At 69.0% G+C, this 24,148-nt stretch carries 22 protein-coding genes and 1 tRNA gene; 12 read left to right on the top strand and 11 right to left on the bottom strand.

Annotated elements, in window-relative coordinates; translation table 11 throughout:
- Window positions 1-31: 31 nt before the first annotated feature.
- Window positions 32-1,540, bottom strand: a complete 1,509-nt coding sequence (locus tag DMC61_RS11225; protein ID WP_125689421.1) for an AbgT family transporter — start codon at window positions 1,538-1,540, stop codon at window positions 32-34.
- A gap of 159 nt (window positions 1,541-1,699) precedes the next feature.
- Between DMC61_RS11225 and DMC61_RS11230 the strand changes: the two genes are divergently transcribed.
- The 6 genes from DMC61_RS11230 (at window position 1,700) to DMC61_RS11255 (ending at window position 9,593) form a co-directional block, all read left to right on the top strand.
- Complete coding sequence (locus tag DMC61_RS11230; protein ID WP_125689030.1) at window positions 1,700-2,683, top strand: Lrp/AsnC family transcriptional regulator; 984 nt, start codon at window positions 1,700-1,702, stop codon at window positions 2,681-2,683.
- Between the two features lie 482 nt (window positions 2,684-3,165).
- The gene (locus DMC61_RS11235) at window positions 3,166-3,927 is read left to right on the top strand and encodes a thioesterase II family protein (RefSeq protein ID WP_125689032.1); all 762 of its coding nucleotides are present in this window, start codon (window positions 3,166-3,168) and stop codon (window positions 3,925-3,927) included.
- On the top strand, window positions 3,920-5,671 hold the full coding sequence (locus tag DMC61_RS11240; RefSeq protein WP_233594770.1) for an amino acid adenylation domain-containing protein: 1,752 nt from the start codon (window positions 3,920-3,922) through the stop codon (window positions 5,669-5,671). Before DMC61_RS11235 ends, DMC61_RS11240 begins: the two co-directional genes overlap by 8 nt.
- Complete coding sequence (locus DMC61_RS11245) at window positions 5,671-7,035, top strand: tryptophan 7-halogenase (protein ID WP_125689034.1); 1,365 nt, start codon at window positions 5,671-5,673, stop codon at window positions 7,033-7,035. Before DMC61_RS11240 ends, DMC61_RS11245 begins: the two co-directional genes overlap by 1 nt.
- Complete coding sequence (locus tag DMC61_RS11250) at window positions 7,028-8,197, top strand: cation:proton antiporter (RefSeq protein WP_125689036.1); 1,170 nt, start codon at window positions 7,028-7,030, stop codon at window positions 8,195-8,197. The genes DMC61_RS11245 and DMC61_RS11250 overlap by 8 nt, the downstream gene beginning before the upstream one ends.
- Window positions 8,190-9,593, top strand: coding sequence for a tryptophanase (locus DMC61_RS11255; RefSeq protein WP_125689038.1), 1,404 nt, complete (start codon window positions 8,190-8,192; stop codon window positions 9,591-9,593). Before DMC61_RS11250 ends, DMC61_RS11255 begins: the two co-directional genes overlap by 8 nt.
- On the opposite strand, the gene DMC61_RS11260 is transcribed toward DMC61_RS11255, so the two are convergent.
- Entirely contained in the window at window positions 9,575-10,429 is an 855-nt protein-coding gene (locus DMC61_RS11260; RefSeq protein ID WP_233594771.1) for an AraC family transcriptional regulator, read from the bottom strand. The genes DMC61_RS11255 and DMC61_RS11260 overlap by 19 nt on opposite strands.
- A 9-nt stretch (window positions 10,430-10,438) precedes the next feature.
- The gene (locus DMC61_RS11265; RefSeq protein WP_125689040.1) at window positions 10,439-11,281 is read right to left on the bottom strand and encodes an alpha/beta fold hydrolase; all 843 of its coding nucleotides are present in this window, start codon (window positions 11,279-11,281) and stop codon (window positions 10,439-10,441) included.
- A gap of 56 nt (window positions 11,282-11,337) precedes the next feature.
- On the opposite strand from DMC61_RS11265, the gene DMC61_RS11270 reads away from it, so the two are divergent.
- On the top strand, window positions 11,338-11,994 hold the full coding sequence (locus DMC61_RS11270; protein WP_125689042.1) for a hypothetical protein: 657 nt from the start codon (window positions 11,338-11,340) through the stop codon (window positions 11,992-11,994).
- Window positions 11,995-12,266: 272 nt separating this feature from the next.
- Window positions 12,267-12,875, top strand: coding sequence for a gamma carbonic anhydrase family protein (locus DMC61_RS11275; protein WP_125689044.1), 609 nt, complete (start codon window positions 12,267-12,269; stop codon window positions 12,873-12,875).
- A 6-nt stretch (window positions 12,876-12,881) separates the two neighbouring features.
- Here the strand turns inward: DMC61_RS11275 and DMC61_RS11280 are convergent, their stop codons facing one another.
- The 3 genes from DMC61_RS11280 to DMC61_RS11290 are packed head-to-tail and all read right to left on the bottom strand — an operon-like array spanning window position 12,882 to window position 15,354.
- Window positions 12,882-14,309: a DnaJ C-terminal domain-containing protein gene (locus DMC61_RS11280; RefSeq protein WP_125689046.1), complete on the bottom strand. Its 1,428-nt coding sequence runs from the start codon at window positions 14,307-14,309 to the stop codon at window positions 12,882-12,884.
- Window positions 14,310-14,313: 4 nt separating this feature from the next.
- Window positions 14,314-14,682 (bottom strand): hypothetical protein, encoded by a 369-nt coding sequence (locus DMC61_RS11285; RefSeq protein WP_125689048.1) that lies wholly within the window; start codon window positions 14,680-14,682, stop codon window positions 14,314-14,316.
- 60 nt (window positions 14,683-14,742) lie between these two features.
- Window positions 14,743-15,354, bottom strand: a complete 612-nt coding sequence (locus DMC61_RS11290) for an ANTAR domain-containing response regulator (RefSeq protein WP_005157321.1) — start codon at window positions 15,352-15,354, stop codon at window positions 14,743-14,745.
- 172 nt (window positions 15,355-15,526) lie between these two features.
- On the opposite strand from DMC61_RS11290, the gene DMC61_RS11295 reads away from it, so the two are divergent.
- Window positions 15,527-15,600 (top strand) — tRNA-Leu (locus DMC61_RS11295).
- Here the strand turns inward: DMC61_RS11295 and DMC61_RS11300 are convergent.
- Window positions 15,589-15,804: a hypothetical protein gene (locus DMC61_RS11300; RefSeq protein WP_125689050.1), complete on the bottom strand. Its 216-nt coding sequence runs from the start codon at window positions 15,802-15,804 to the stop codon at window positions 15,589-15,591. The two genes, DMC61_RS11295 and DMC61_RS11300, sit on opposite strands and share 12 nt — an antisense overlap.
- 244 nt (window positions 15,805-16,048) lie before the next feature.
- Complete coding sequence (locus DMC61_RS11305) at window positions 16,049-16,444, bottom strand: hypothetical protein (protein ID WP_125689052.1); 396 nt, start codon at window positions 16,442-16,444, stop codon at window positions 16,049-16,051.
- A gap of 201 nt (window positions 16,445-16,645) precedes the next feature.
- On the opposite strand from DMC61_RS11305, the gene DMC61_RS11310 reads away from it, so the two are divergent.
- On the top strand, window positions 16,646-17,005 hold the full coding sequence (locus DMC61_RS11310) for a hypothetical protein (RefSeq protein ID WP_125689054.1): 360 nt from the start codon (window positions 16,646-16,648) through the stop codon (window positions 17,003-17,005).
- A 101-nt stretch (window positions 17,006-17,106) separates the two neighbouring features.
- Here DMC61_RS11310 and ligD read toward each other — a convergent pair whose 3' ends face one another.
- Window positions 17,107-19,137, bottom strand: a complete 2,031-nt coding sequence (ligD, locus tag DMC61_RS11315) for a DNA ligase D (protein ID WP_199749953.1) — start codon at window positions 19,135-19,137, stop codon at window positions 17,107-17,109.
- 403 nt (window positions 19,138-19,540) lie between these two features.
- Here ligD and DMC61_RS11320 point away from each other — a divergent pair, with 403 nt between their 5' ends.
- Window positions 19,541-19,735, top strand: coding sequence for a hypothetical protein (locus tag DMC61_RS11320; RefSeq protein WP_125689056.1), 195 nt, complete (start codon window positions 19,541-19,543; stop codon window positions 19,733-19,735).
- A gap of 145 nt (window positions 19,736-19,880) precedes the next feature.
- Here the strand turns inward: DMC61_RS11320 and DMC61_RS11325 are convergent, their stop codons facing one another.
- A complete protein-coding gene (locus tag DMC61_RS11325) occupies window positions 19,881-20,486 on the bottom strand; it encodes a hypothetical protein (RefSeq protein ID WP_125689058.1) in 606 nt (201 codons plus the stop codon).
- A 266-nt stretch (window positions 20,487-20,752) separates the two neighbouring features.
- Here DMC61_RS11325 and DMC61_RS11330 point away from each other — a divergent pair, with 266 nt between their 5' ends.
- On the top strand, window positions 20,753-23,497 hold the full coding sequence (locus tag DMC61_RS11330) for a LuxR C-terminal-related transcriptional regulator (RefSeq protein ID WP_125689060.1): 2,745 nt from the start codon (window positions 20,753-20,755) through the stop codon (window positions 23,495-23,497).
- Window positions 23,498-23,591: 94 nt separating this feature from the next.
- On the opposite strand, the gene DMC61_RS11335 is transcribed toward DMC61_RS11330, so the two are convergent.
- Window positions 23,592-23,879, bottom strand: a complete 288-nt coding sequence (locus tag DMC61_RS11335) for a hypothetical protein (protein ID WP_158634087.1) — start codon at window positions 23,877-23,879, stop codon at window positions 23,592-23,594.
- Window positions 23,880-24,148: the final 269 nt, after the last annotated feature.

The following is a 24,148-nucleotide window of genomic DNA, read 5'->3' on the forward strand; positions in this document are numbered from 1 at the left end:
ACCAATCCGTGTGTGACAAGAGAATCCTTTCCTAGCGAACGGGGGCACCGGGGCCGAGCGGGATGCCGAACACCCAGAACACGAAGAACAGCAACGTCCACACCACCAGCAGGGCGAACGAGAGCGGGACCGTCATCGAGAACAGCGTGCCGATCCCAGCCGAGCGCCGGTAGCGCTGCAGGAAACCCAGCGCCATCACGAAATACGGGCTCATCGGGGTGATCGCGTTCGTGCACGAGTCCGCGATGCGGTACAGCGCCTGGGTGGTCTCCGGCGGGATGTCCAGCAGCATCAGCATCGGCACGAACACCGGGCCGATCAGCGCCCACTGGGCGGAGCCGCTGGTGACGATCAGGTTCACCAGGGTCACCACGACGAGGATGCCCAGCATGATGACCGGCCCGGAGACCCCGGCGGATTCGAGCAGACCGGCGCCGTTGATCGCGGTGATCTCACCGATGCCGGTCCATTTGAAGTAGGCCAGGAACTGGGAAATGGCGAAGAACAGCACCAGGATCGGCGCCATCTCGCGAAAGCCGTGGGCCATGAACCCGGGGATGTCGCGGCTGCTGGTCACCGTCCCGGCGACCTTGCCGTAGGCCCAGCCCGCGGCCAGGAAGCCGAGCGCGAGGAAGATCGAGATGGAGGTCAGCAACGGCGACTCGATGATGCTTCCGCCCTTGCCGCGCAAGGGCGACGAGGCCGGGAGCACCGCCAGCACCAGGGCGACCACGAAGACGGCCAGCGCGATCAGCGCGGCGAGCAGGCCCCGCCGTTCCTCACGGCTGAGCTTCAGCGAACCGAGATCGTCCTCCTCCGCGTCGTCGTCGACGGGCATCGCCTCGGCTCGCCGCGCGAGGACCTTCTCGGTCACGAGCGTGATCACGGCGGCCAGCACGACCGACGACGCGAGCGAGAAGAAGTAGTTGGCCAGCGGGGTGACCGAATAGGCCGGATCGATCGTCTGCGCCGCCGCCGTGGTCAGTCCGGAGAGGATGGCGTCGGTCGGCGTGATCAGCGGGCTCGCGTCGTAGCCGGCGGAGATGGACACGAACGCGACCACGATGCCCAGGATCGGGCTCCGCCCCACCGCACGGAAAGCCAAGGCCCCCAAGGGGATCAGCACCACATAGGCCGCGTCGGACGCGACGTGGGACACCATTCCGGTGAACGCCAGCGCGAAGGTCACCCACCGCGGCGAAACCTTCGAGACACCGGAGCGGAGCACGGCCGCGAGCAGACCGGACCGCTCGGCGACCGCCACGCCGAGCATCACCACGAGGATCGTGCCGAGCGGCGGGAACGACGTGTAGCTCTTGACCGCGTCGGTCACCATCATCCGCACGCCGTCGGCGGACAGCAGGTTCTTCGCCTCGACCGTCTTGCCCGTCGCCGGGTTCACCGCCGACACCCCGGCCGCGCTGAGCCCCCAGCTGGCCAGTGCCAGCACTCCGCTCAGGATGACGAACAGCCAGAACGGATGCGGCAGCTTGTTGCCGAGCCGCTCGACGCCGTCGAGCGCGCGCAGCAGGAGATTCATCGGACGTGAGGTCGTTCTGGCCTGGCTGGAACTCACCGGCGCGGCTCCTTCCTGATCGGAGGCTCATTACAAACTCAAGCGAACGAATAGTGCAACCTCGATTCGGATTCTGCACGGATCAGTCAGATGATCCCTTCAAATGACTGATATATTCAGCGGATGCTGACCGAACCCGACCTCGACCTGATCGCGGCGCTCCAGATCGCCCCGCGCGCCTCGGTCGCCACACTCGCCGAAGCGCTCGACGTTTCCGCGAGCACGGTGGGACGGCGGCTGATCCGGCTCGAGGAACAGCGGATCCTCCGGGTGATCGGCCAGGTCGAGTGGACGGCGAGGGCTCGCGGGAACCCGCGGCACGTCTGGGTCACGACCGAACCGGGCGCGTCGGGGTCGGCGGCGAAGGCGCTCGCGCGGTTTCCGGAGGTCCAGCTCGCCGCGGAGACGGCGGGCCGGTCGGACGTCTACCTGGCCGTACACGTTCCGGACCGGGCCGAGGCGCGCGAGCTGCTCGCCGAGCGCATCCCCGGCGTGCCGGGCGTGGCGGGCACCCATTCGGAGCTGGTGCTGCGGGCGCCGACCAGGGCCGACTCCTGGCGGCTGCACCGGCTCAGCGAAGACCAGCAGAGGATCTTGTCCTGCGAACAGATCGTCCCGGACGGCTTCGACGCCGACGCAGTGGGCCCGGACGAGCGACGGCTCATCGGGCTGCTGGCCGCGAACGGGCGGATCACCGCGGCCGAAGCGGGCCGGAGCCTCGGCCTCAGCCAGTCCACCGCCTACCGGCTGATCCAGTCGACGTTGCGGCGCGGCCTCGTCCGGCCCCGCGTCGAGGTGGAACCCGCGCAGCTCGGCTACGAACTGGAAGCGGTCATCGCACTGACCATCACCCCGGGCGCCATCCAGGCCGTGGCGGGGGAACTGGCGCGGCATCCGTCGGCGCGGTACGTGTCGATCGTCGCCGGCACGGCTTCGGTCATCCATCAGGGCGTGTTCCGGAACGAGGACGAAATGGCCGACTTCCTCACCCGGGATCTCGCGCCGCTACCCGGGATCACCGCGTTGCAGGTCTCCGTGGTGCTGCGCATGCTGCGCCGGTATTGGCTGTATCGGGAAGACGGCCGATTCGCCCCGGACCACACCTGAAACCGGCACATCCGATCGGCCAGGCCGCGACGAATCCGGTGAGGCGGTCACTCATCCTGAGGTAGCCCGCCCGGGTGAGCGGCCCCCTCACTGGATCGCCGCATGCAGCCGGTTTGATCTCGCCATCAAACTGTTACCCCGAACGGTCTAACGGCGTCGTATCTTTCGGACCACCACCTCTGACGGTTACCACCTAACGGAAGAGAAGCAAGAAGGAGCCCGCATCTTTCCCGCGGTCGGCGCGGCCGCGGAAGCACCCCAAAGGTGCGGGCGAGGCGAAATCCCACTTTCGCCAAGGCGCGTCATCAGCGCGGAGCCCGGACGTTCACCGGGATGGCGCGACATCGTGAAAATTCGCTCGTAGCGCACAGCACCGGCCCGCTCCGTCCGATATGGACGCCGAGGCGATGCGTCGTGCCTTCGGCTTCGTCTTCAACGGGCGGCGACCCCCCGTTGACGAACGGTTCGGAGAGAACGTGGCAATGAACACTGCCGTCAGCCCACTGTCCACAGTGGACAACGTCCCCGCTCGTAGTCCTTCGTACCTGTGCTTTCCACCCGCCGGAGGCACGGTTCTCGGCCTGCGCGGGCTCGCTCGCACCTCGGCGGCATCAGCGGTATGGGGCGTGGAATACCCCGGACACGGCGAGCGTCTCACCGAGGCTCCCGGCGAATCGCTCGCCGGCCTCGCCGACGGAATCGCCCTGGAATGCCTCGCCCGCTTCGGTGCCGAAGGATTTTCACGAACCGTGCTGATCGGTTTCAGCATGGGCGCGTTCGTCGCCCTCGAGGTGGCCCAGCGCGTCGTCGGCCGGGGACGGCCGGGCCCCGCGGGGCTGGTCGTCGTGGGGGCGTGCGCGCCGCAGCGGCGATTTCCCGGGAAATACGCGAAGACGGACACCGCCGAGGCGAGACGGTTGCTGGAACGCTCGTCGGCTGACTACCACGACTTCCCCGAGCTCCGGGAGTACGCGCTCGATCTGTTCCTCGGTGACCTGCGGCTGACCAGCGCCTATCCCGGCCCCGCGAGTGTGCCGTTGTCCTGCCCGGTGGTCGCGATCCGGGGCGCGGACGACCCGGACTTCGCGACCGGTGACGAGGAGATTTGGGCTTGGCGGGCATGGACGACCGGGCGGTTCACCGGCCATGTCGTGCCCGGCGGCCACCTGGCGGTTCTCACGCCAGGTGAGGAAGCCCGCTTCTGGGAGCTGGTCCGGTCCGGATTGGAACCGTGCGATGACTGACGCGGCGTTGTCCTCGGTGAGCGGCGTGACACGAAGGCTTCCCGACGTGACCTGGTGCGGGTTGTTCGAGCAGCGGGCCCGGCGGTCGCCGGACCGCGTCTGCCTGGTGGCCGACGAGGTCCCCTGGACCTTCCACGAACTCGACCTCTGGGGCGACCGGCTCGCCCGGTCGCTCCAGGACGCGGGCGCGTCGCCGGGGACGGTGGTGGCCTGCGCGATGACGAGGTCCGTGCGGGCGGTGCTGGGCGTACTCGCGGTGGCGAAGGCGGGAGCGATCCACCTTCCGGTCGATCCCGCCCAGCCCGCCGCACGCATCGACGCGATACTCGCCGACGCCCGTCCCGCCGTCGTGCTGACGGACGTGGCGTGCCTCAGGCAGCGGGCGGACGTGGTCCTGTCCACAGAGGACTGGAAGGTGGAGCTCGCCGGGTATGCCGGGCACCGGCCGCCCGGCGACGTCGCCGGTCCGGCGTACCTCATCTACACCTCCGGCTCGACGGGCCTGCCCAAAGGGGTGCTGGTCGGGCATCGGAGCCTGGTCAACCTGTACGGCGAACTGGCAGACGCGTTCTTCCCCGCTGGCCGTGCTCCTCAGCGGGTGGCGCACGGATTGCCGCTGGTCTTCGACGCGTCGTGGAATCCGCTGCTGTGGATGGCGGGCGGGCACGAGCTGCACCTGCTTCCCGACCCCGTCCGCGCGGATCCGGCGTCCTATGTGGACTTCGTACGGGAGCACCGGTTGTCGGTCGTGGAGGCGGTGCCCGCGCAGATGTCGGCGCTGCTGGAGGCCGGGTTGCTCGACGGACGGAGCCGTCCGCGGATGCTGTTGATGGGCGGGGAGGCCGTCGGGCGTGATCTCTGGGCACAGCTGCGCGGGGCCGCGGGCGTCACCGCGGTGAACTTGTACGGCCCGACCGAATGCACGGTGTTCACCACGGCCTGCCGGCTCGACGATCGCGCGGCGCCGTCGATCGGGCGGCCGATCGGCAACACCACCGCCCAGGTCGTCGACGAACACCTGCGGCCCGTGCCGGTCGGGGAACCGGGCGAACTCGTGATCGCTGGCTCTTGCCTCGCGCTGGCTTATCCCGGGCGGCCGGAGCTGACCGCGGATCGGTTCGTCACCATGGGAGAACGCCGGTACCGGACCGGTGACCGATGCCGTCTCACGGCCGACGGTCAGCTGGAATGGCTGGGCAGGCTGGACGACCAGGTCAAGATCCGCGGTCACCGGGTCGAGCCCGGCGAGGTGGAGCAGGCCCTGCTCGCCTCTCCCGGCGTCCGGCAGGCCGTCGTCCGGGCCGAAGGCAGCGAGCCGCGGTTGGTCGCCTACGTCGTGCTCGACACGGGAAGCGTCACGACGTTGCGGGAACGACTGCGGGCCGTGCTGCCGTCGTATCTGCTGCCCTCCGCCGTGATCCCGCTCGACGCCATGCCGCTCGGGCCGACCGGGAAGATCGACCGGGCCGCTCTCAAGCCGCCCGTCGCGGTACGGCGGACGATCGTGCTGACCTCCACACAGGAGCTCGTCGCCGCCGCGTTCCGTGTCCAGCTGGAGATTCCGGCGGTCGACGCGGACAGCGACTTCTTCGACCTCGGCGGGCACAGTCTCTCCGCCGCGGCGCTGGCCGCCCGGTTACGGGCACGGGGCGTGCCCTGTTCGCTGCGGGACGTCCTGCTGCGCCGCACCGTGGCCCGGCTCGCCGAACTCGTTCCCGTTACCGAGAAAGGAAGGACGCCGTGATGGACGACTACGACGTGATCGTCGTCGGCGGCGGCCCGGGTGGCTCCACCGTCGCCGGCCTCACCGCCGCGGAAGGTCACCGGGTGCTGCTGCTGGACAAAGACCGTTTCCCGCGCTACCAGATCGGGGAATCCCTGCTCCCCGCCACGATCCACGGGATCTGCGCGGTGCTCGGGGTCCGCGACGAGATCGAACGCGCCGGCTTCGTCCGCAAACGGGGCGGCACCTTCAAATGGGGCAGCGGCGCCGAACCGTGGACGTTCTCCTTCGCCGCGTCCGACCGCATGGCCGGGCCCACGTCGTACGCGTATCAGGTCGAGCGCACCCGGTTCGACGCGTTGCTGCTCGACGGCGCCCGGCGGCTCGGCGCCGAGATCCGGCAAGGACATCGGGCACTCGGCACGCTCCGGGCCGGCGAGCGGATCGGCGGCGTCCGCTACCTCGACGACACCGGACACGAACGGCACGCGACGGCCAGGTTCGTGGTCGACGCCTCCGGGCACGGCAGCCGGCTCCACCACGACGTCGGCGGTATCCGCGAATATTCGCCGCATTTCCGGAACCTGGCGCTGTTCGGGTACTTCGAGGGCGGCCGCCGGATGCCCGCGCCCGACGCCGGGAACATCCTGTGCGTCTCGTTCCCCGACGGCTGGTTCTGGTACATCCCGCTGTCGGACACGTTGACCAGCGTCGGCGCCGTCGTCAAACAGGAATCGGCGGACCGGGTGCAGGGCGATCCGGACGCCTCCTATGCGGCGCTGATCGAGGATTGCCCGCTCGTCAAGGATTTCCTCCGCGACGCACGGCGCGCGACCGAGCCACCCTATGACCGCCTCCGGGTGCGGAAGGACTATTCCTACGACCGGACCGTCCTGTGGGCGCCGGGCATGGTGCTCGTCGGCGACGCCGCCTGCTTCATCGACCCGGTGTTCTCCTCGGGTGTGCACCTGGCGACCTACAGCGCGTTGCTGGCCGCCCGGTCGATCAACAGCACCCTTGCGGGTTTCGCGGACGAGAAGCGGTGTTTCGCCGAGTTCGAGGCCCGCTACCGCCGGGAATTCGCGCTCTTCCGGGATTTCCTCATCACCTTCTACCGGCTGGACTCCGGCGAAGACGACTACTTCCGGCACGCGCGACGGCTGACCGGCCATCACGGAACCGCCGACGAGGCTTTCGCCGAGCTTGTCGGCGGAGTGTCCTCACAGGACTTCTCCCGCGCGATGTTCGGCGACGTGCTCGCCGAAGGGGTGCAGCTCCAGTTACGTGGCCTGCTCGGCGAGGCCGCGGGCGACGAGCCGCCGATGTTCCCCGGCGGGCTCGTCCCCACCGCGGACGGCAGGCGGTGGCGGGTGCCCGATGCCTGACCTGGCCCTGCTGCTCGCCGCGCTCGCCGTCCTGCTGGCACTGGCCCGTTGCTTCGGCTGGGTCTTCACCCGGGCCGGGCAGCCCGCCGTCCTCGGGGAGATCACCTGCGGGCTCGTGGTCGGCCTCGCCCTGCAGGCCGGGCCTGGCCTGCCCGGCCGGGTCGACACGACGCTGGACGCGCTCGCCCAGCTCGGCCTGATCCTGTTCCTGTTCGGGGTCGGCGCCCGCCTCGCGCCGTCGATGACGGCGGCACGGATCAAGGCGGCGTTCGTCCCCGCCCTCGGCGCGACCGTCGTCCCGGTCGTCCTCGGCGCGCTGCTGGCGCTCTGGCTGGCGACCCGCCACGCCCCGGCCGGGGTCACGCCGTTCGTCCTCTTCGCCGCCGCGGCCATGGCGGTGACCGCCTTTCCCGTACTGGCGCGGATCCTGGCCGAACGCCGGATGCTGGACGACGACCGCGGCCGCTGCGCGCTCACCGCCGCCGCGCTCACCGACGCCACCGCCTGGGCGGCACTCGCCGTCGTCGCGTCCGTCCACAGTGGAACCCAGGTCTGGACGCTTCTGGCGGCCGTCCCGTTCCTGGCGGGCCTGCTCGTCCTCGCCCGGCCGTGGTTCGGCCGGACGACGGACCACCTGTCCGCGCCGACCGCGGCCGTGACCATGGTCGCCCTCGCCTGCGCCGGGGCCGCGATGACCGACGCCATCGGCCTGCACTCCGCGATCGGCGCGTTCCTGGTCGGCATGGCCGCCGGACGGCCCTCGTCCCAGCACGACCCCGCCGCGCTGATCACGCCTGTGGCGTCACTGCTGGTCCCGCTCTACTTCGTCCTCATAGGACGGAAGGTCGACCTCGGCGGGCTCGATGCCGCCCTGGTGACCGAAACCCTCGCGATCATCGCGGTCGCCGTCGTCGCGAAGGGCGGCGGCGCCTACCTCGGTGCCCGCCTCGCGGGACAGCCGCCGCGTCCGGCCGCGGTGTTCGCGACCCTGATGAACACCCGCGGCGTCACCGAACTCGTGTTCCTCAGCATCGGGCTCGGCCTCGGCGTCATCGACAGCGCCTTCTACACCGCGATGGTCGCCATGGCCCTCGTGACGACGGCCATGACCGGCCCGCTCCTCAACCACCTCGAACGAGACAAGGTGATCCGAAATGCCTGACCACCCGGCGGAACCCTGGCGGATCAAGATGATCGAACCGATCCGCACCACCACCCGCGAACACCGCGAAGAGGCCTTGCGGGAGGCCGGCTGGAATCCCTGCCTGCTCCGCTCCGAAGACGTCTACATCGACCTCTTCACCGACTCCGGCACCAGCGCGATGTCCGACCGGCAGTGGTCGGCGCTCATGCGCGGCGACGAGGCCTACGCCGGTGCCCGCAGCTTCTACCTCTTCGAACAGGCCGTCCGCACCCACTACGGCTACGAACACGTCATCCCCGTGCACCAGGGCCGCGGCGGGGAGAACATCCTCTCCCGCTGCCTCATCCGCCCGGGTTCCCATGTCCCCGGCAACATGTACTTCCCCAGCACCCGCGCCCACCAGGAACTGAACGGCGCCACCTTCCACGACGTCATCATCGACGAAGCACACGACGCGCGCGACGAACATCCGTTCAAGGGCAACGTCGACCTCGACAAACTGCGCGCCGTCATCGCCGAACACGGCGCCGCCATCCCCTACGTCTCGCTCGCCGCCACCGTGAACATGGCGGGCGGCCAGCCGATCAGCGTCGCCAACCTCACCGCCGCCTGCGATCTCGCCCACGCCCACGGAATCCCCGTCTTCCTCGACACCGCCCGCGCCGTCGAGAACGCCTGGTTCGTCAAACAACGCGAACCGGGCTGGGCACACCGCTCGATCGCGGACATCCTCCTCGCGCTGTGCGCCCCCACCGACGGCGCCGTCATGTCGGCCAAAAAGGACTGTCTCGCCAACATCGGCGGCTGGATCGCCCTCCGCGACCCCGGCCTCGCCGAACAGGCACGCGGGCTCGTCCTGCTCTACGAAGGCCTCCACACCTACGGCGGCATGGCCGGGCGGGACATGGAAGCCATCGCCCAAGGCATCGGCGAATCCGTGGACGAACACCACATCCGCGCCCGCATCGCCCAGCTCGAATACCTCGGCCACCGGCTCGACACCGCGGGCGTCCCGATCGTCCATCCCGTCGGCGGGCACTGCGTCTGCGTCGACGCCACCGCCGTCCTCGACCATCTCCCCCGCACCGAACTCCCCGGCCAGACCCTCGCCGCCGCCGTCTACCTCGAAGGCGGGATCCGCGGCGTCGAACGCGGCACCGTCTCAGCCGGACGCGACCCGGCCACCGGCGAGAACCGCTACCCGCCGCTGGAATTCCTCCGGCTCGCCATCCCCCGCCGCGTCTACACCCAGAGCCATATCGACCACGTCGCCGACAGCCTCGTGCGCGTCCACAAGAACCGCCACGACATCACCCACGGGCTCACCTTCACCCACGAGCCGCCGCACCTGCGCTTCTTCCAAGCCCGCTTCGCGCCCACCACGGGCGCCACCATCTACGCCGACCGCTCGTGAACTCGACCGGACGACGCGGGCCACGCGACGTCGTCGATGGCGAGCCACGGCGCGACGGCCACGGCCGAGGGCGTGTGCCCGGTGAACGCCTTGACCTCGCGGTGGAGGTGGGATTGGTCGGTGTAGCCGCACTCGGCGGCGACGCGCGCGGTGGGGTGACCAGCGGCGAGGAGGTGAGCGGCGTTGTCGAACCGCACCAGCCGCATGGCGCGTTTGGGGCTGATGCCGAGCTGCGACCGGAAGCGGGCCCACAGGCGTTTGCGGTCCCAACCGACCTCGTCCGCCAGGCTGTCGACCTGTATCCGCCCCCGGCTCATCAGCGTCCGCCGCCAGCTGTGGGCGACTTCCGGCGCGACCGGCGTGCGGGCGCGTATCCGCCGGCCCACGACCTCGGCCGCGATCCCGAACCGTTCGTCCCAGGACGCGGTGGCACGTAACCGGTCTTCGAGCCGCCCGGCGTCGCGGCCCCAGACGTCCGACAGGGGCGCCATCGTCCCGTTGAGATCGGGTGACGCGTCGAGCACCGAAGCCGCCACGTCCGGTTCCAGCCGGATCTGGAGGCATTCGCCCACGCGGCCGCCCGCCCGTAGCTCGCCGGGCATGAGCCCGATGACGACACTGCCCCGCTCGCGACGGCCGCGGCTTTCGGAGACGATGCCTTCACCCTCGCTCAGATCGATGAGCACGGTGACCATGGGATGCGCGACCATCGCGATGTCCACGGGGGCGGGGAGCCGCTGGCGGAACCCGGCCATGGTGACGCCCGGCAGCCGGTTCGACCGGCGCGGAACCGCGATGTCCACCGCTTCCCAGTCCGGTGTTCCAGTCGGCAGCACACGACCAGTTTATTGCTCGGGGACCGTGGGCGGGGTGTTCGCCGTCCGCTCCCGCGAGGTCCAGCTCAGCAACAGCTCGCTGATCACCTCAGGCGCCTCGAGCATCGGAAGGTGCCCGACGCCGGACAGCATTTCGATCCGGGCGCCGGGCACCACCTCGTACTGGCGCACCGAAGACGGGTCCCAGCGAGGGTCGGCGCCACCGAAGACCGCCAGCACCGGAACGGTGAGGGCGGCGAGACGCTCGGGCACGCCGCGCTCGGCGATGTACTCGGTGTTGCGGCGCAAGATCGTCCTGAACGTGCCATAGGAGATGCGCTTGAGATCGGCGACCGCTTCGTCGGGAACCTCCACCGGACGGGCGGCCGTCGCCCCGATTCCCTTGCGAATCAAGGCATCCGAACGTCTCGGCCAGATCAGCGGGCCGAACGGCGGGCTCAGCAGGATCCGGAGGATCAACGGCTGGGGAAGCAGCGCGCTCGGCTGCGGGCCGCAGCTGATCAGCGCGACCGACCGCACCAGGCCGGGGCGCTGTTCGGCGAGGGCGGTGGCGACGTAGCCGCCGCTGGAGTGCCCGACGACAGTGACGTCGCCGACGCCGAGTTCGTCGAGGACCGCCGCCACTCGGCTCGCCTGGGCGGGCACGTCGTAAGGCGGTGCGGGCGGGGATTGGCCGCAGCCCGGGAGGTCGACCCGGATGACGTGATGGTGGCCGGCCAAGGCCGGGACCACGGGGCTCCACAAGGTACCCGACGCCCCCGATCCGTGGATGAGCAGCAGCGGCGGCGCCTCCCGTGGACCGTCGCGCACCACGTGTATCCGCTGCGAATGCTCGGCACCGTTCTCGCTCATACGAGGATCGTGCACGGTCGACGGCCACCGGTCTTGGACGAATGTCGTCGAATGGCGTGACCTACCATCTGGCGATGGCGATCGCCGGCTCACAGACCATGAACGTCGGCACCTGGTTGCTGCCCGAGGACGAAGACGCGTTCGGCCTGGCGTTGCGCGACACGTTCCCCGACGCGGGATGGCGGTGCTCGCCGCCCGGACCGCCAGGGCTTCACCCCGTGCACCTCCACGGCTCGCTGGCGAACGCGATGAACTGCGTCGACCGCGGAGTTCAGGCCTTCCTGCACTTGCCGATCGGCGCGAGCCCGCCATCGACCGTCACCCTCGCCGAGGGTGTCCCGCCGCCGGCCGGGCCACCGGTCGCCGCCATCATGCAACTCCTGCGCTCGACGCGCCGGCATGATCCCTGCGGCACGTACTGCGATCACGACGCCCGGTACCAGCACCCGGAAGGCGGTGTGTACTTCGGCGCCGGCAGGCTGGCAGTGCGCTGGTTCGCGGACGAAGTCGGTGCCTCCGCACACGAAGTCCTGCTGCGGCAAACGCGGGCGGTCCGGTCGGCGCTGACGGCCACCACTCGTCCGGCTCGCCTCGAAGACGAGCACGGCCGGCGGCTGACCGGCCACCGCATCGGTCCGGCCGCTCAAGCGATGGTCGAAACGATGGGCGTCCTTCTCGGCCGCCCCGGATCACAACGGTTCCGGCTCGACTGACCTGCCGCGACCTCGGCGTCCGGCGACGCGCCCGACTCGACCTGAGCCAGGGATCAGCACGGAGGAAATCCGTCGCCGTGGTAGGTGGCTCCGGCCTATCATCACGATGAGCCTGCCCAAGGCGCATCTACCCGGTAAGGGTGCGTCCTGCCCGTCGCATGGTGGGGGTGGCGGCCCGTTCGAGCCGGGCCAGGTCCGGGAAACCCACGCCTCGACGGGAGGTGTCGGGGTTTCCACATCACCGGCGCCGTGATCGCGGATAGCGTGGAGCCATGCTGATCGAACATCGAGGACGACGCCCCGTGGTACCCGAATCGGCGTACGTCGCGCCGTCCGCGGTGCTGAGCGGCGCGGTGGTTCTCGGCGAGCGCGCCCGGGTCCTGCACGGTGCCGTGCTCTCCGCGGAAGACGGGGAAATACGCGTCGGGTCGGACGTCGTCATCATGGAGCACGCGCTGATCCGAGGCCGCACCCGGCATCCCGTGACCGTCGGCGACGCGGTGCTGATCGGTCCGCACTCCCATGTCAACGGCGCCACCATCGAGGACGAGGTGTTCGTGGCGACCGGCGCGTCGCTGTTCCCCGGCTCGGTCGCCGGCACCGGCGCCGAGCTGCGGATCAACAGCGTGCTGCACGTCGCTTCCCGGCTGGAACCCGGCGCGGTGCTCCCCATCGGCTGGATCGCCGCGGGGAACCCGGCCACGCTGTTCTCTCCGGACCGGCACGACGAACTCTGGGAACTGCAACGCACCTTGGAATTCCCGGAAGTCGTGTATGGCGTCCCAAGAGGGACCACCATGCGCGAGATCATGGCACGACAGACCCAGTTCTACGGCGCGCACCAGGACGATCGGATTCTCGAAGATCCCCCGGAGCGTTGAGCCGGGTCACCATTCGAGGGTGACCATCAGGTCGCCCCGGTCCTCCACCTCGCCGGACGCGCGGAGCAGCGGAACCCCGAGCCCGGCGAGCCGGACGAGGCTGCCGCGCTTCACCCCGGCCGGTATCCGGACCTTTCTGGTGCCGTCGAACGTGTCCAGGTCGATGATCCCGCCCTTCCGCGCGATCGCGACCGGGATCCTGGTCGTGCAGTGCAAGTCCGTGCCACGCCGTTCGAACCGGTCGTCGGGCAGTTCGTTGATCTCGACGTACAGATCACCGGCGGGCCCGCCGCCAAGCCCGACTTCACCCTGCTCGGACAGCCGGATGCGCATACCGGTCGCCACCCCAGGCGGGATCTTGACCGTCAGCCCCCTCCGCATGCGGACCCGGCCGTCGCCGGCGCAGACCGGACAGGGATCGTGGATCAGCGTCCCGAATCCGTCGCAGGTCCCGCAGTCCTCCCCGTCCCGGAGACCGTCCCCACCGCATCCGGAACACCGCTCGACGACGGAATCCGCGGCGGTGCCGAGCCCCAGGCATTCTTCGCACGTGACCGGGGTCTCGACCTGCACCGTTTCGACGGACCCCAGAACCGCGTCCCGCAGCGGGACGTCGAGCAGGATCAACGCGTCCTGCCCACGGCGAGCACGGCGCTGCGGCCGGGTCCGGGATTGCGGCGACCGCTCCGACTGCAGCGAAATCGCGCGATTCGCCAGGTACACGCGATGCACCAGTTCCGACGACCACTGTGGTGTCTGCTTGGCCCCGGATTCCCGCAGGCGCTCGTAGACATGCTCGTACAGCTCGTCCACCGCCACCCTGCCATCGCCGTCGCGATCCGCTTCCCCGGTGCGCAGACCGTGGACGATGGCCTCGGTGAACCGTGAAGGCTCCGGTTCGAGCTCCCGGAACCGGCTCCCTTCCCACGCGTACTCCGTGCGGCCGGTGGCCATCAGGACCGCACGTCCGTAGCCCGACAGCTGTTCTTTCGCGTCCACTCCGGCGGTCGCCTTCATCCCTGGCACGAACGCCCCGCTGAAACAGCAGTCGAGCAACAACACGATCGACTTCGCGCGGCACCTGCCCATCTGGGCATGCAGGAACTCCGCGGGGACCGATGTGGACGCGAGCAGATCCGGATCCGTGTCCGCGCAAGCGAAGTACAGAAGGCCGTCGTCGTCTTTGACGCCATGGCAAGAGATGTGCAGTACCAGCAGATCGTCGGTACCGCGGTTGCGGAAGAACCTCTCGATGGCGCGCATCGCCTGATGCGCCGGCGCGTCGACGACCTGCCGGGTCTCGAACCAGCCGATCGCGGGATCGGAAAGCACGCCGGCGAGTTCGACGACGTCCGCGGCGGGCGAACGCAGCCCGGCGAGCCGCCCGCTGCTGTACGTGCCGGTGGCGATCAGAAGCGCGTCGCGGACGCCCATGTCGTCAGTCCGCTTCCAGCTCCAGCGTTTTCGTGAAGGCTTCGATCGCGCGCGCCTGCTGTTCGGCGTTCCCTCCGGTCAGCTCCAGCTTGTGGTCGCCGACCTCGATCACCACGCGCCGGTCCTTGTCACGGGTCACCCAGGTCCGCAGCACCTGGCAGACCCCGGTGACCAGCGCGGTCAGCACCGCGGAGCCACCCAGGCTGACGACCATCGCCCCGATGTCGGTTCCGGCGCCCTTCGCGCCGTCGGGTGCGACGACCTCGCGCAGGCGGACGTCCTCGACGTCCAGCTCCAGCAAGGCCCTCCGGAGCTTCCGCGTCTCCGCGTCCAGCTCCTCGTCCCCCGACACCCGCACCAGCAACGTCGTCATGCGCCCCCCTCGTCCGGTTATCCGTGCAGGGTAGTCGCCGGCGTGCTCTCGCGGGCTTCGTCAGCCGATGCTCTCGACGACGGCCTCGGCGACCGCCTTCATCGTGGTCCGGCGGTCCATCGCGGTGCGCTGTATCCACCGGAACGCGTCCGGCTCGGTGAGCCCCTGACGGCTCATCAACAGGCCCTTGGCACGGTCGATGACCTTGCGCGTCTCGAGCCGGTCCGTGAGGCCCGCGACCTCGGATTCCAGCGCCTGCAGCTCGGCGAACCGGCTCACGGCCAGCTCGATGGCGGGCACCAGGTCACGCTTGGCGAACGGCTTGACCAGATACGCCATCGTGCCCGCGTCCCTGGCCCGCTCGACGAGGTCGCGTTGGCTGAACGCGGTCAGGATGACGACCGGCGCGATCCGGTCGCCGGTGATCTTGGAAGCGGCTTCGATACCGTCGAGCTTCGGCATCTTGACGTCGAGGATCACCAGGTCGGGCTTCAGCTCGGTGGCCAGGTTGATGGCCTGCTCGCCGTCCCCGGCCTCACCGACCACCTCGTAGCCCTCTTCGCGGAGCATCTCGACGAGGTCCAGACGGATGAGGGCCTCGTCTTCGGCCACGAGCACCCGCCGCTGGGGTGCGGCGACGGCACCATTGGCCTCGGCAGCCTGCTCGGTCACCGGGGTCCTCCTGAAGGTCGTCGGGCAGTTCGGCTCGCGGTCCGTCCGCGAACCTGAAGCCTACCGGGAACGATCCAGACGGCTAGATGGCGTTCACCACGTCAGACGGTCGTCACACTCCGGGCCCGGCGGAAGGCGCGCACCCGTGATCCCGTAAAGTTCACCGGGCACCGCCCCCGTAGCCCAACTGGCAGAGGCAACGGATTCAAAACCCGTCCAGTGTGAGTTCGAATCTCACCGGGGGCACTCGCAGGATGCACACAAGCCGACCCGTGAGGTCTTGGCGTTCTTTGATTCGGTGATCCTTTCCCCCGTCTGGGCGATGTCGGGCAGCTTGATCATCAAGCTCGCCATCGCGGTGACGATCGCGAGCCGGGCGGCCGCGATGAGCGCCTCCAGGTATCGCGGCCAGACGGCATTTCGTCGGCTGAGATGGTCGTGCCCGAGCACCGGCCGGCCCCTCGCCGCTGCGGGCTCACCATCCGAAGCCGTGATCGCGACGACGGGTCCGGGGCACGTCGGCTTGCTCGCTGGGGCACGACATCGGGGGCTGCTTCTCGTGCCGCTGATGCCACCGGCCGCCCTCTTCGCGTTTCCGTCACCAACGACTCGGCTGTGGTCAGAGCGGCACATGACCCCGGCCGGGCTCTGGTCAGGCCCGGTTGCGCCAGAACAGGTAGCGCGCACATGAGGCTCATTGGGCCCGCTGGTCTCCTTTCGGAGTGTTCGACAGCCAGCACAAGCTCCCCTGGGGTGACCAATCGACTGCCTGGCAGTCGCGGACGACCCGCTCCACAGTGTCCTCGATGGACGACGTCCACGGCTCAAACCCCGTGTCACCGATGTCTCCCACGAGCATCAGGCCTTCGCGGAGCAGGTAGCCGAGCACGGCGGCGAAGAATCCCACGAAGCGGTCGCTGTCCTCGGGGACGACCTGGATGGCGTTCCAGATCAGGGTGTCGACCGGTACCCAGTCGTCGAGCCCGTCGTCAAGGGTCGGCGCCACGGCTCGTTCGATCTCGAACAGTTGCGGCGTGGGGGCCACGGCCAATTCGATCTCACGCAGTTCCCGCGCCCGCGCGTCATCCATCGAGATGCACCCTCAACGCATTCTTGCCGCTTGGGAAGATGTCGATTGTCTCGCCACCCGTCTTGGACATCTGGCGCCACTGCATCGTCGTGCCGTCTTGCAGCGTGAACACGTCGGGAATCTTATCCCCCCTCGGCCCGAAAGCCCGTCCAACCGCGCCCCCAGATCACCGAGGCTGACAACAGGATCCACGCCGGCGTCGTGTTCCAGCCCGGGAACGACCCGGACTGCAAACAGGTCCCGACCGACTTCACGATGAAGACAGCGGCACCGATCGGGAAGCGGCCGGTGCTCGTCAACGCCGGGGACACCTGGGGGCTGACCTCCACCGGCTGGAGGAAATGCGACCAGATCCTCGGTTGTGAACCGCCCACCGACCACTGCGCCGAAGCATGGGTGGCGCAGGTCGAGTTCAGCGCGGAGGCCGAGCACCCATACCGCTGGGCCGGCAACGGCTGGATGAGCTTCGCCTCGGCAAAGGGCGGCGGCTGCGGCGAAATCCTCGCCGCCGAACCGGCATTCCCCACCCACCTCTGCCAGAATCTCACCCCGCCCTCGTAAGGAATTCAGGGGCGCGCGAATCTCAACGTGACATCAACCGACGCCCTCAAGCCGCCCGACACGGGAATCCGCAGGGATCCCGGGATGGGACTACCTGGGCGCTATGGCAGAGCTGCTCGTGTGGCGTCGAGGTTGCCGAGGAGGTCGCCGTGTTCGTTGACGCGGTCGAGGACGTCGTCGGCGGTGAACACCAGTTGCCCCGGGCGGCAGCAGGCGCGGACTTCGTCCCAGGTGATCGGGGTGGAGACGGTGGGATGGTCGCGGCCGCGCAGCGAGTACGGGGCCACGGTGGTCTTGGCGGGGTTGTTCTGGGACCAGTCGATGAACACCCGCCCGGTCCGCTGGGCTTTGGCCATCACCGCGGTCACCCGGCCCGGTGTCTCCCGGGCCAGGCGTTGCGCGAGCTTCTTGGCGTACGCCGACGGCGCCGCAGGGTCGTCGGTGGTGATGGCGCAGTAAAGCTGCATGCCCTTCGAGCCGGACGTCTTCGCCCACGCGGTCAGCCCGTCCTCGGTCAGGGCGTCGTGCAGTCGTTCGGCGACACGGCAGCAGTGCACGATCGACGTTCCCGGCCCGGGGTCGAGGTCGAACACCAGCCGGTCCGGCGGGCGGCGCGTGCCGCCGTCGCCGACGGTCCATTGTGGAACATGGAGTTCGAGCGCGGCCATGTTCGCCGCCCACACCACCGCGGCGAGTTCGTCCAGCAACGCGTACATGATCGGCTCTGTCGAGCCCCGGCTGCCGCTGCGGGCGATCCGGACGGTCGGCAGCCACGACGGCGCGCCGTGCGGGACGTTCTTCTCGAAGAACTGTTCACCGCCGACACCGTCCGGGAAGCGGATGAACGTCACCGGACGCCCGGCCAGATGCGGCAGCAGCACCGGGGCGATACGCGAGTAGTAGTTGATCACCTCCCCTTTCGTGAATCCGTCCGGATACAAGGACTTGTCCAAATTGGACAGAACGAGTCTCCAGTCACCGGCTTGGACGGTGACCTTCGCCCCCGGTGAAGCCGTGGGCCGATCCTCGGCCACCGGTTCACCTTGCACATGCTCACGCGTGGTCTTTCGGGCAGAGGCGGGCCCGCGTCGTTGCGGGGCCAGGACGTCGGCGGGCTTCTTGTCGTCGCGCAGGCCGCGCCACGCGGTGTGCCGCAGCCGGCCGGCGCCGCGGGTGAACTGCCGGAACACCACCTCGCCCACCAACTCCGGCTCCACCCACTGCGCCCTCGCGGTGCCGGCCCTGGGTGGTGTCTCGGAGAAGGGATGCCGCTTCCGCTCGAGGACGTCGAGCCGGGCCTGCAAGCGGGCTCGTTCGGCTTCGGTGAAGCCGGTGCCGACGTCACCGATGTAGAGCAGGTCGCCGCTATCCGGGTCGTGGGCACCGAGCAGGAGCCCGCCCATCAGGCCGTCCAGCCGTCCCTGCCCGGGCCGGTAGCCGCAGACGATCACCTCGGTCGTCTGGGTCAGCGGGTGTTTCAGCCAGGCGTTGCTGCGGCGTCCGGGGGTGTAGGCGGCGGTGCGGAGCTTCGCGACCAAGCCCTCGTGACCGCTGGCTTTCACGTGGTCGAGCAGGTGCCGCGGGGTCCGGCGATCCGCGGCCAGATCGGTGAAGGTGAACCCGCGCACCACCTCCACCCGGTACGGATCCGGCATCGGCAGCGCGATCAGCTGCCTCCGGCGCTCGTCATACGGCTCGCGCAGCAGCGAGACACCGCCGAGCTGCAACAGATCGAACGCCAGGAACCGGACCGGAACGTCATCGTCGAACGGCTCGTCACGGCGAGCAGAGCTGCGATGGGTCTGATAGCGGCCGCGGCGTTCCTGCAACAACCCGAAGTCGATCTGACCGGCGTCGTTGTAGACGACGATCTCCCCGTCGAGCACGGCGCTCCGCCCATCGAGCGCCTCCGTCAGGACACCGGTCAGGTCCGCGAACTCGTCGGTGAAGTCGACGTCGTTGCGGCTGGTCAGCACCGTGGTGCCGTCGGCGGCGATCCTCATGCACGCCCGGTAGCCGTCGAGCTTGTACTCGTACGCCCACTCCGGCCCCTCCCGCAGCCGGCCACCGTCCGGACCGGCCAGCATCGGGCTCACCCACTCCGGAACACCGCGCACCGCCTCTCGCGCCATCACGAGCTCCCGTCACCGCCGACCGCACCGGACACCGTGCGAGTCGTCCGCGGTTCGACCGTAACCCGCTTGGCCTAGCTGCGCTGGATACGTGCAGGTCACAACCCCAGAAGGGTGGCGCTGATCGACTCCCCAGCCCGCGACCGAGAACAGTTCATCGCCGTTCCGCGCACTTCACTCGGAGACGATGTCTACTGTTCGGCGATCTCGACGAGCCCTCGCAAGGCGCACTGACGTCCGTACACCAAGAGCGGTGACCAGTACGCGGACGGCATCAACACCGAGAAGGCGTTGCTGCCCCTCCCCATCGACGCCGGTCTGGTGAACCCGACGTACGAACCGGGCGATTTCGTGTGGCGCGACACCGGACCGCGGCGGAGTTCAGGACGACGGCGAACCCGGCGTGTCCGTCGCGTTGCTCGACTGCTCCGGCCACCCGATCATCGGACCGGACGGCAACCCTGTCGCCGCGACCACCGACGCCAACGGCAAGTACCTGTTCGACGGACTCGAGGAGTTCGGCGAACGCCGGGTCACTCATCGAACCTCGCCCGTCGCCATCGCCATCACCTCATCGCCGGGTCCGTCAGCACCGTGACGACAACCGTATTGCGCGATCCGGACGCGCGCCTCACCGGCTCACCCGTGCCGGGGAGGAAGGCAAATCCATTTCGCCACATTCGCCGGTGGCACGGCATCGACAATTCTGTTCCAGGCGACATCGGGAACAGCAGTCGAGAAAATCACCGTTTCCCGAGCCGCTGCCAATTCGTGTCCGCGCTCGGCGTTTTCGATCCCAGCTTCAGCAGAGCGCCGGGGACTTGTTCCCAATCCGTCGGGGTCCCCCAGTTCGTGTCGAACGGCAACGGGTACGCCGACTGCCGCAGCACCGCCAACGCGTTGTGGATGTTGGCGGTCCAGAACAAGGTCTCCGCCGGCATGAGGGAACTGATGACCTTGGTGCCGACGCGGTTCAGATACCCGGCGCCGGCCGTGAGCGGCTCGCGAGCGGGTGATCGGAACAGGACACCGACCCCATGCGGTTCCGCCGGGTCGACGAGAAGCCCGACCTCGGCGGGCAACAGGGTGACCAGGTGGTCACCCTGGACGACGAGGAAATCGGACTTCCGGGAGAACTCCAGCGCACCACGCAGCGTGCTGAACGTCGCCACCCACTTCTGTTCCGCATGGCGAGTGGTCGCCGCGAGCAAGGCGGGCGCCTCCGGGGCAAGCATGTACAACCGTGTCCGCGAGAGCATCCTCGCGAATTGGCCGAACACCACATGATCTCGCACCGCCGCGAGGGTCACCTCGGCGAACACCTCGGGGTCCGGCATCGACTCGGGCATGGGCCTCCTTCCGATGTACCGGCCGGCGGGAAACCACGGCCGGCGCGATGGCGTCGAATGCCGCCCCAGACTCCGTGTGGGCGTCGAGGACGACAATCCGGGCCCGTACCCGTAGCGACACGGGTTGATCCGACACGCCTGGAGCTGAATTGGCTGCTGGGAACCCGATCGTGTTTGCTACTTATGCAGGTGTCAAACTCCCCCGAACGGGTCAAGAGTGGTGGGACATTCACGAACGCGAAGGTCGTGAAGAACGAGGGGCCCAAATGCGACAAGGTTCGCCACAGGAGGACATTCCGGTCGCCCGTCGCACCGGTGTTCGGGACGAGCAGCGGGAAGAACTGCTGTCCGCGGTCCGGGCGCGAACTCCGGTGGTGCTGGTGGAAGGACCGGAAGGTGCCGGGAAGAGTTTCCTTACGACACAGGTCTTGTCCACCTCGGAAGCCGGGCTCGGCCCGATCCTGACGGTCTTCTGCGGGCCGGAGTCCCGGCACTTCGCCTATCACGTCGTACGCGCCATCCTCGGCAAAGCGGGTCTGGCCGTGACGATCCCGCCGAATCCGCGGCGGGACGTTCTCTTCCCGGAGATCCGGCGTGCCTTCGACGGGCTCGCCAACTGCCTGGTGAGGCTCGAAGACGTGCATTGGGCCGACGCGGCGTCCCTGGATCTCCTGCGGTTCGTGCTGCGTGATCCTCCGCCGCGGTTCAGCGTGCTGGCGACACGACGGTCCACCGGTGGGTGGGCTTCGTCCGGCTCCCGGCTGCCGGGCCAGGTCATCGCACTCGGTCCGCTGGAGGAAGAGGAAACCGCGGCACTGGCAGCGCGGATCAGCGGTAAACGTCTCGCGCCGGGAGTGGTGTCGCGCATTCACTCCCTGAGCGGCGGCTTGCCGGTGTACGTCGAGCCGATCCTCGATGTGTTGGCGCGGAACGGGCAGGCGCATTCGGACGAGCGGCTCATCGACTCGGTGTTCGACCATCCGCTGCCGTCCTCGCTGGTCGGCGCGGTAGCGCATCGGCTGGGGGAAGTCACCGACGGAGCCCGGCGGGTGCTGGAGGCGGCAGCGCTCCTGCAGGAACCCGAAACCGTCGAGGCCCTCGCTCTGATCAGTGGTCTGCCGTCCGAAAGGGTCCGCGCGTTCGTCCGGCATCTGCTGTGGTGCGGGCATCTCGTCGAAACCGGCGGCTATCGCTACGGCTTTCACGCGGAGTTGGACCGGCTGGTCGTCTACGAAGCCATCCCCGGCCCTCAGCGGCAGAAGATGCATCAACGGGCGACGATGATGCTGGACGCGCGCGATCCGCGGCCGATGCGCCGACTGGTCCACCACGCACGACGAAGCGGACAGCTACGCGCATGGCTGGCGCAGTGCGAGCAGGCGACCGCGGACGCCGTCGAAGTCGGTGATTCCGGCGTGGCCATGACCATCCTGCGCGCCGCGCTCACCGACGATTCGCTGTCCACCGACGAACGCGTGCGCGCCGTCCGACGGTTTTGCTCGCTGGCGCCCACCGTTCTCGACCAGGAACGCAACACCCGGATGCTCGGGCAACTCCTCCGCGACACGAGCCTTCCCCGGGCGATCCGCGCGGAGGTGCGGCTCAGCTACGGCCTCGTCCTCGTTCGCGAGGCGGGCGGCATCGAGCAGGGAAGGACCGAGATCGAACTCGCCATTCCCGAACTACGGGACCGGCCGGACCTCACCGCCCGTGGCATGGCACTCCTTTGTGCGCCTTACCTCGGAACCCAGCCCATCAGCCGGCATCTGCCGTGGCTCGAACGTGCCGAAAGGACACTCGAAGCCGACGCGGCGATCACCACCGACCTGCCGGTGCTCGCCGGCGTTCTCGGTGCCCGGGCCCATATCGGGGACCCCGTCGCGGCCGAACGGCTCGCTCCTTACCTGGGCATCGCGACCACCGCCGAACTCCGGCACCAGCTGGCCAGGGCCCATTGCAATCTCGCGGACGGGTATTCCTGGGTCGGAGACGCGGGCCGCGCGCAGGACCTTCTGCACACCGGTCTCGATCTCGCGACCGGCGCGGGCGCCTCCTACGTGGTCGGCACCGCCGAAGCGACCCAGATCCGGCTCGACTGGGCCGCCGGGCGCTGGGAGCGGATCGACGAGCGTGCGGGCGAACTCGAAGAGTCCTATCCGAAGCTGTTCCCGGTGGTGAGCGAGCTGAAGCTGGTGAAAGCCTGGTACGCGATGGCGCAGGGCAACTGGAGTGAAGCCCGGAGGAACCTACGCGACGCCGGGCTCGCCGACACCCGCAATTCCATCGCGCCTGTCGCCATCGCCGCCTCCGGCGCGTTGATCCACAGCCTGCTCGCCGGCGACTCGATCGTCCAAGCCTCGCGACAGGCCGACCAGGCGATCGAATTGGTGCGCCGCAAGGAAGGCTGGACCTGGTCCGGTGAGGTCATTCCGAGCGCTGTGCAGGCCTACCTCGCCACGGGCCGGGACGCGGACGCCGACCGGTTGATCGCCGACGCCGAAACAGCGCTCGAGGACCGGCACGCGCCCCTCGCCGCGGCCTCCCTGCTCGCCGCGCGCGCCTATCGGACCGCCCACCTCGGAGGCAACGCCGCCGAGGAGTACGAGACCGCCGCCGCGGCACACACCCGTATCGGCCACCACTACCGCGCCGATCAGCTGACCGAGCAAGCCGCATTGCACCGCTGGCACGCGGGCGACAGCGGCGCCAAGGACCACTTGCGGCTACTCGCGGAGCATTTCGACGCGATGGGCGCCACCATCGACGCCGGCCGCTGTCAACGGCATCTGCGCGCGCAGAGCACGGCACGCGCGCGGATCCGAGACCGGCGCAGCGTGGGAGGAGACCTTTCCCCACGCGAGGAACAAGTCGAACAACTGGTGATCGACGGCCAGACCAACCAGGAGATCGCCGACATCTTGTTCCTCTCCCGCCGGACGATCGAAGAACACGTCGCGAACGTCCTCCGCAAACGCGGAGTCCGATCACGGCACGACCTGCGCCGCCAATGAATCCCTCGTCCCTGGAAAAGAACCATTCGCTTGCAGCAGCGCGGTGTCGACGTAGGTCGACTGGGCCGACCACGCGTTCGGGCCATGCGGGAGTTCAGTCGTGCTGATGCTTCCGCGCCAGTTCTTCCGTCGCTTCGGCGATCTTCCGTTCCAAGCTCGGCTCGTCGGCGAGCAAGGCGAGAATCTCGTCAGCGCTCAGCTTCAGCAGCCTTCCGCTGACCTGCGCCGCCAGTACGGGCTGATACCTCTGCACGCGAGGAAGCAAAGCTTCACCGAGCCAAACCTTGCGCTGCTCCGGCGTGAGGCCGGCGGGCATCTCGTCCTGGCGCGAATTCACGCCGACCGCCGCACCCGGCCGGTCGACGCCACCAAAGCCGCGCACCGTGACAGCGAGATGTGGCGACGGCGCGCCATCTCCCTCAGTTCGCCACCAGCCCGTTCACGGCTGACGCCTTGAGCGACCAGAATGGCCTCCGCCCGCTCGACATCTCCAACGGGCACGATCGCTTTCCTGCGAAACAACACTGCGTTTCCTCCGGCGGCACTTCACGACGACTCCAGGCGTTTACCCACGATCCGCGGACTCAAACCATGCAATCCCATGAAAGGAAACCTGGCTGGACGGTGTTTGACGAGACGGTGATGCGGGCA

Source organism: Amycolatopsis sp. WAC 04169 (assembly GCF_003947535.1).
Taxonomy (GTDB): Bacteria; Actinomycetota; Actinomycetes; order Mycobacteriales; family Pseudonocardiaceae; genus Amycolatopsis; species Amycolatopsis keratiniphila.

Coding starts and splice junctions, on each gene's coding strand:
- DMC61_RS11225 (WP_125689421.1), bottom strand. CDS start 1,540: ATGAATCTCCTGCTGCGCGCGCTCGACGGCGTCGAGCGGCTCGGCAAC.
- DMC61_RS11230 (WP_125689030.1), top strand. CDS start 1,700: ATGCTGACCGAACCCGACCTCGACCTGATCGCGGCGCTCCAGATCGCC.
- DMC61_RS11235 (WP_125689032.1), top strand. CDS start 3,166: ATGAACACTGCCGTCAGCCCACTGTCCACAGTGGACAACGTCCCCGCT.
- DMC61_RS11240 (WP_233594770.1), top strand. CDS start 3,920: ATGACTGACGCGGCGTTGTCCTCGGTGAGCGGCGTGACACGAAGGCTT.
- DMC61_RS11245 (WP_125689034.1), top strand. CDS start 5,671: ATGGACGACTACGACGTGATCGTCGTCGGCGGCGGCCCGGGTGGCTCC.
- DMC61_RS11250 (WP_125689036.1), top strand. CDS start 7,028: ATGCCTGACCTGGCCCTGCTGCTCGCCGCGCTCGCCGTCCTGCTGGCA.
- DMC61_RS11255 (WP_125689038.1), top strand. CDS start 8,190: ATGCCTGACCACCCGGCGGAACCCTGGCGGATCAAGATGATCGAACCG.
- DMC61_RS11265 (WP_125689040.1), bottom strand. CDS start 11,281: ATGAGCGAGAACGGTGCCGAGCATTCGCAGCGGATACACGTGGTGCGC.
- DMC61_RS11275 (WP_125689044.1), top strand. CDS start 12,267: ATGCTGATCGAACATCGAGGACGACGCCCCGTGGTACCCGAATCGGCG.
- DMC61_RS11280 (WP_125689046.1), bottom strand. CDS start 14,309: ATGGGCGTCCGCGACGCGCTTCTGATCGCCACCGGCACGTACAGCAGC.
- DMC61_RS11285 (WP_125689048.1), bottom strand. CDS start 14,682: ATGACGACGTTGCTGGTGCGGGTGTCGGGGGACGAGGAGCTGGACGCG.
- DMC61_RS11305 (WP_125689052.1), bottom strand. CDS start 16,444: ATGGATGACGCGCGGGCGCGGGAACTGCGTGAGATCGAATTGGCCGTG.
- ligD (WP_199749953.1), bottom strand. CDS start 19,137: ATGGCGCGAGAGGCGGTGCGCGGTGTTCCGGAGTGGGTGAGCCCGATG.
- DMC61_RS11325 (WP_125689058.1), bottom strand. CDS start 20,486: ATGCCCGAGTCGATGCCGGACCCCGAGGTGTTCGCCGAGGTGACCCTC.
- DMC61_RS11330 (WP_125689060.1), top strand. CDS start 20,753: ATGCGACAAGGTTCGCCACAGGAGGACATTCCGGTCGCCCGTCGCACC.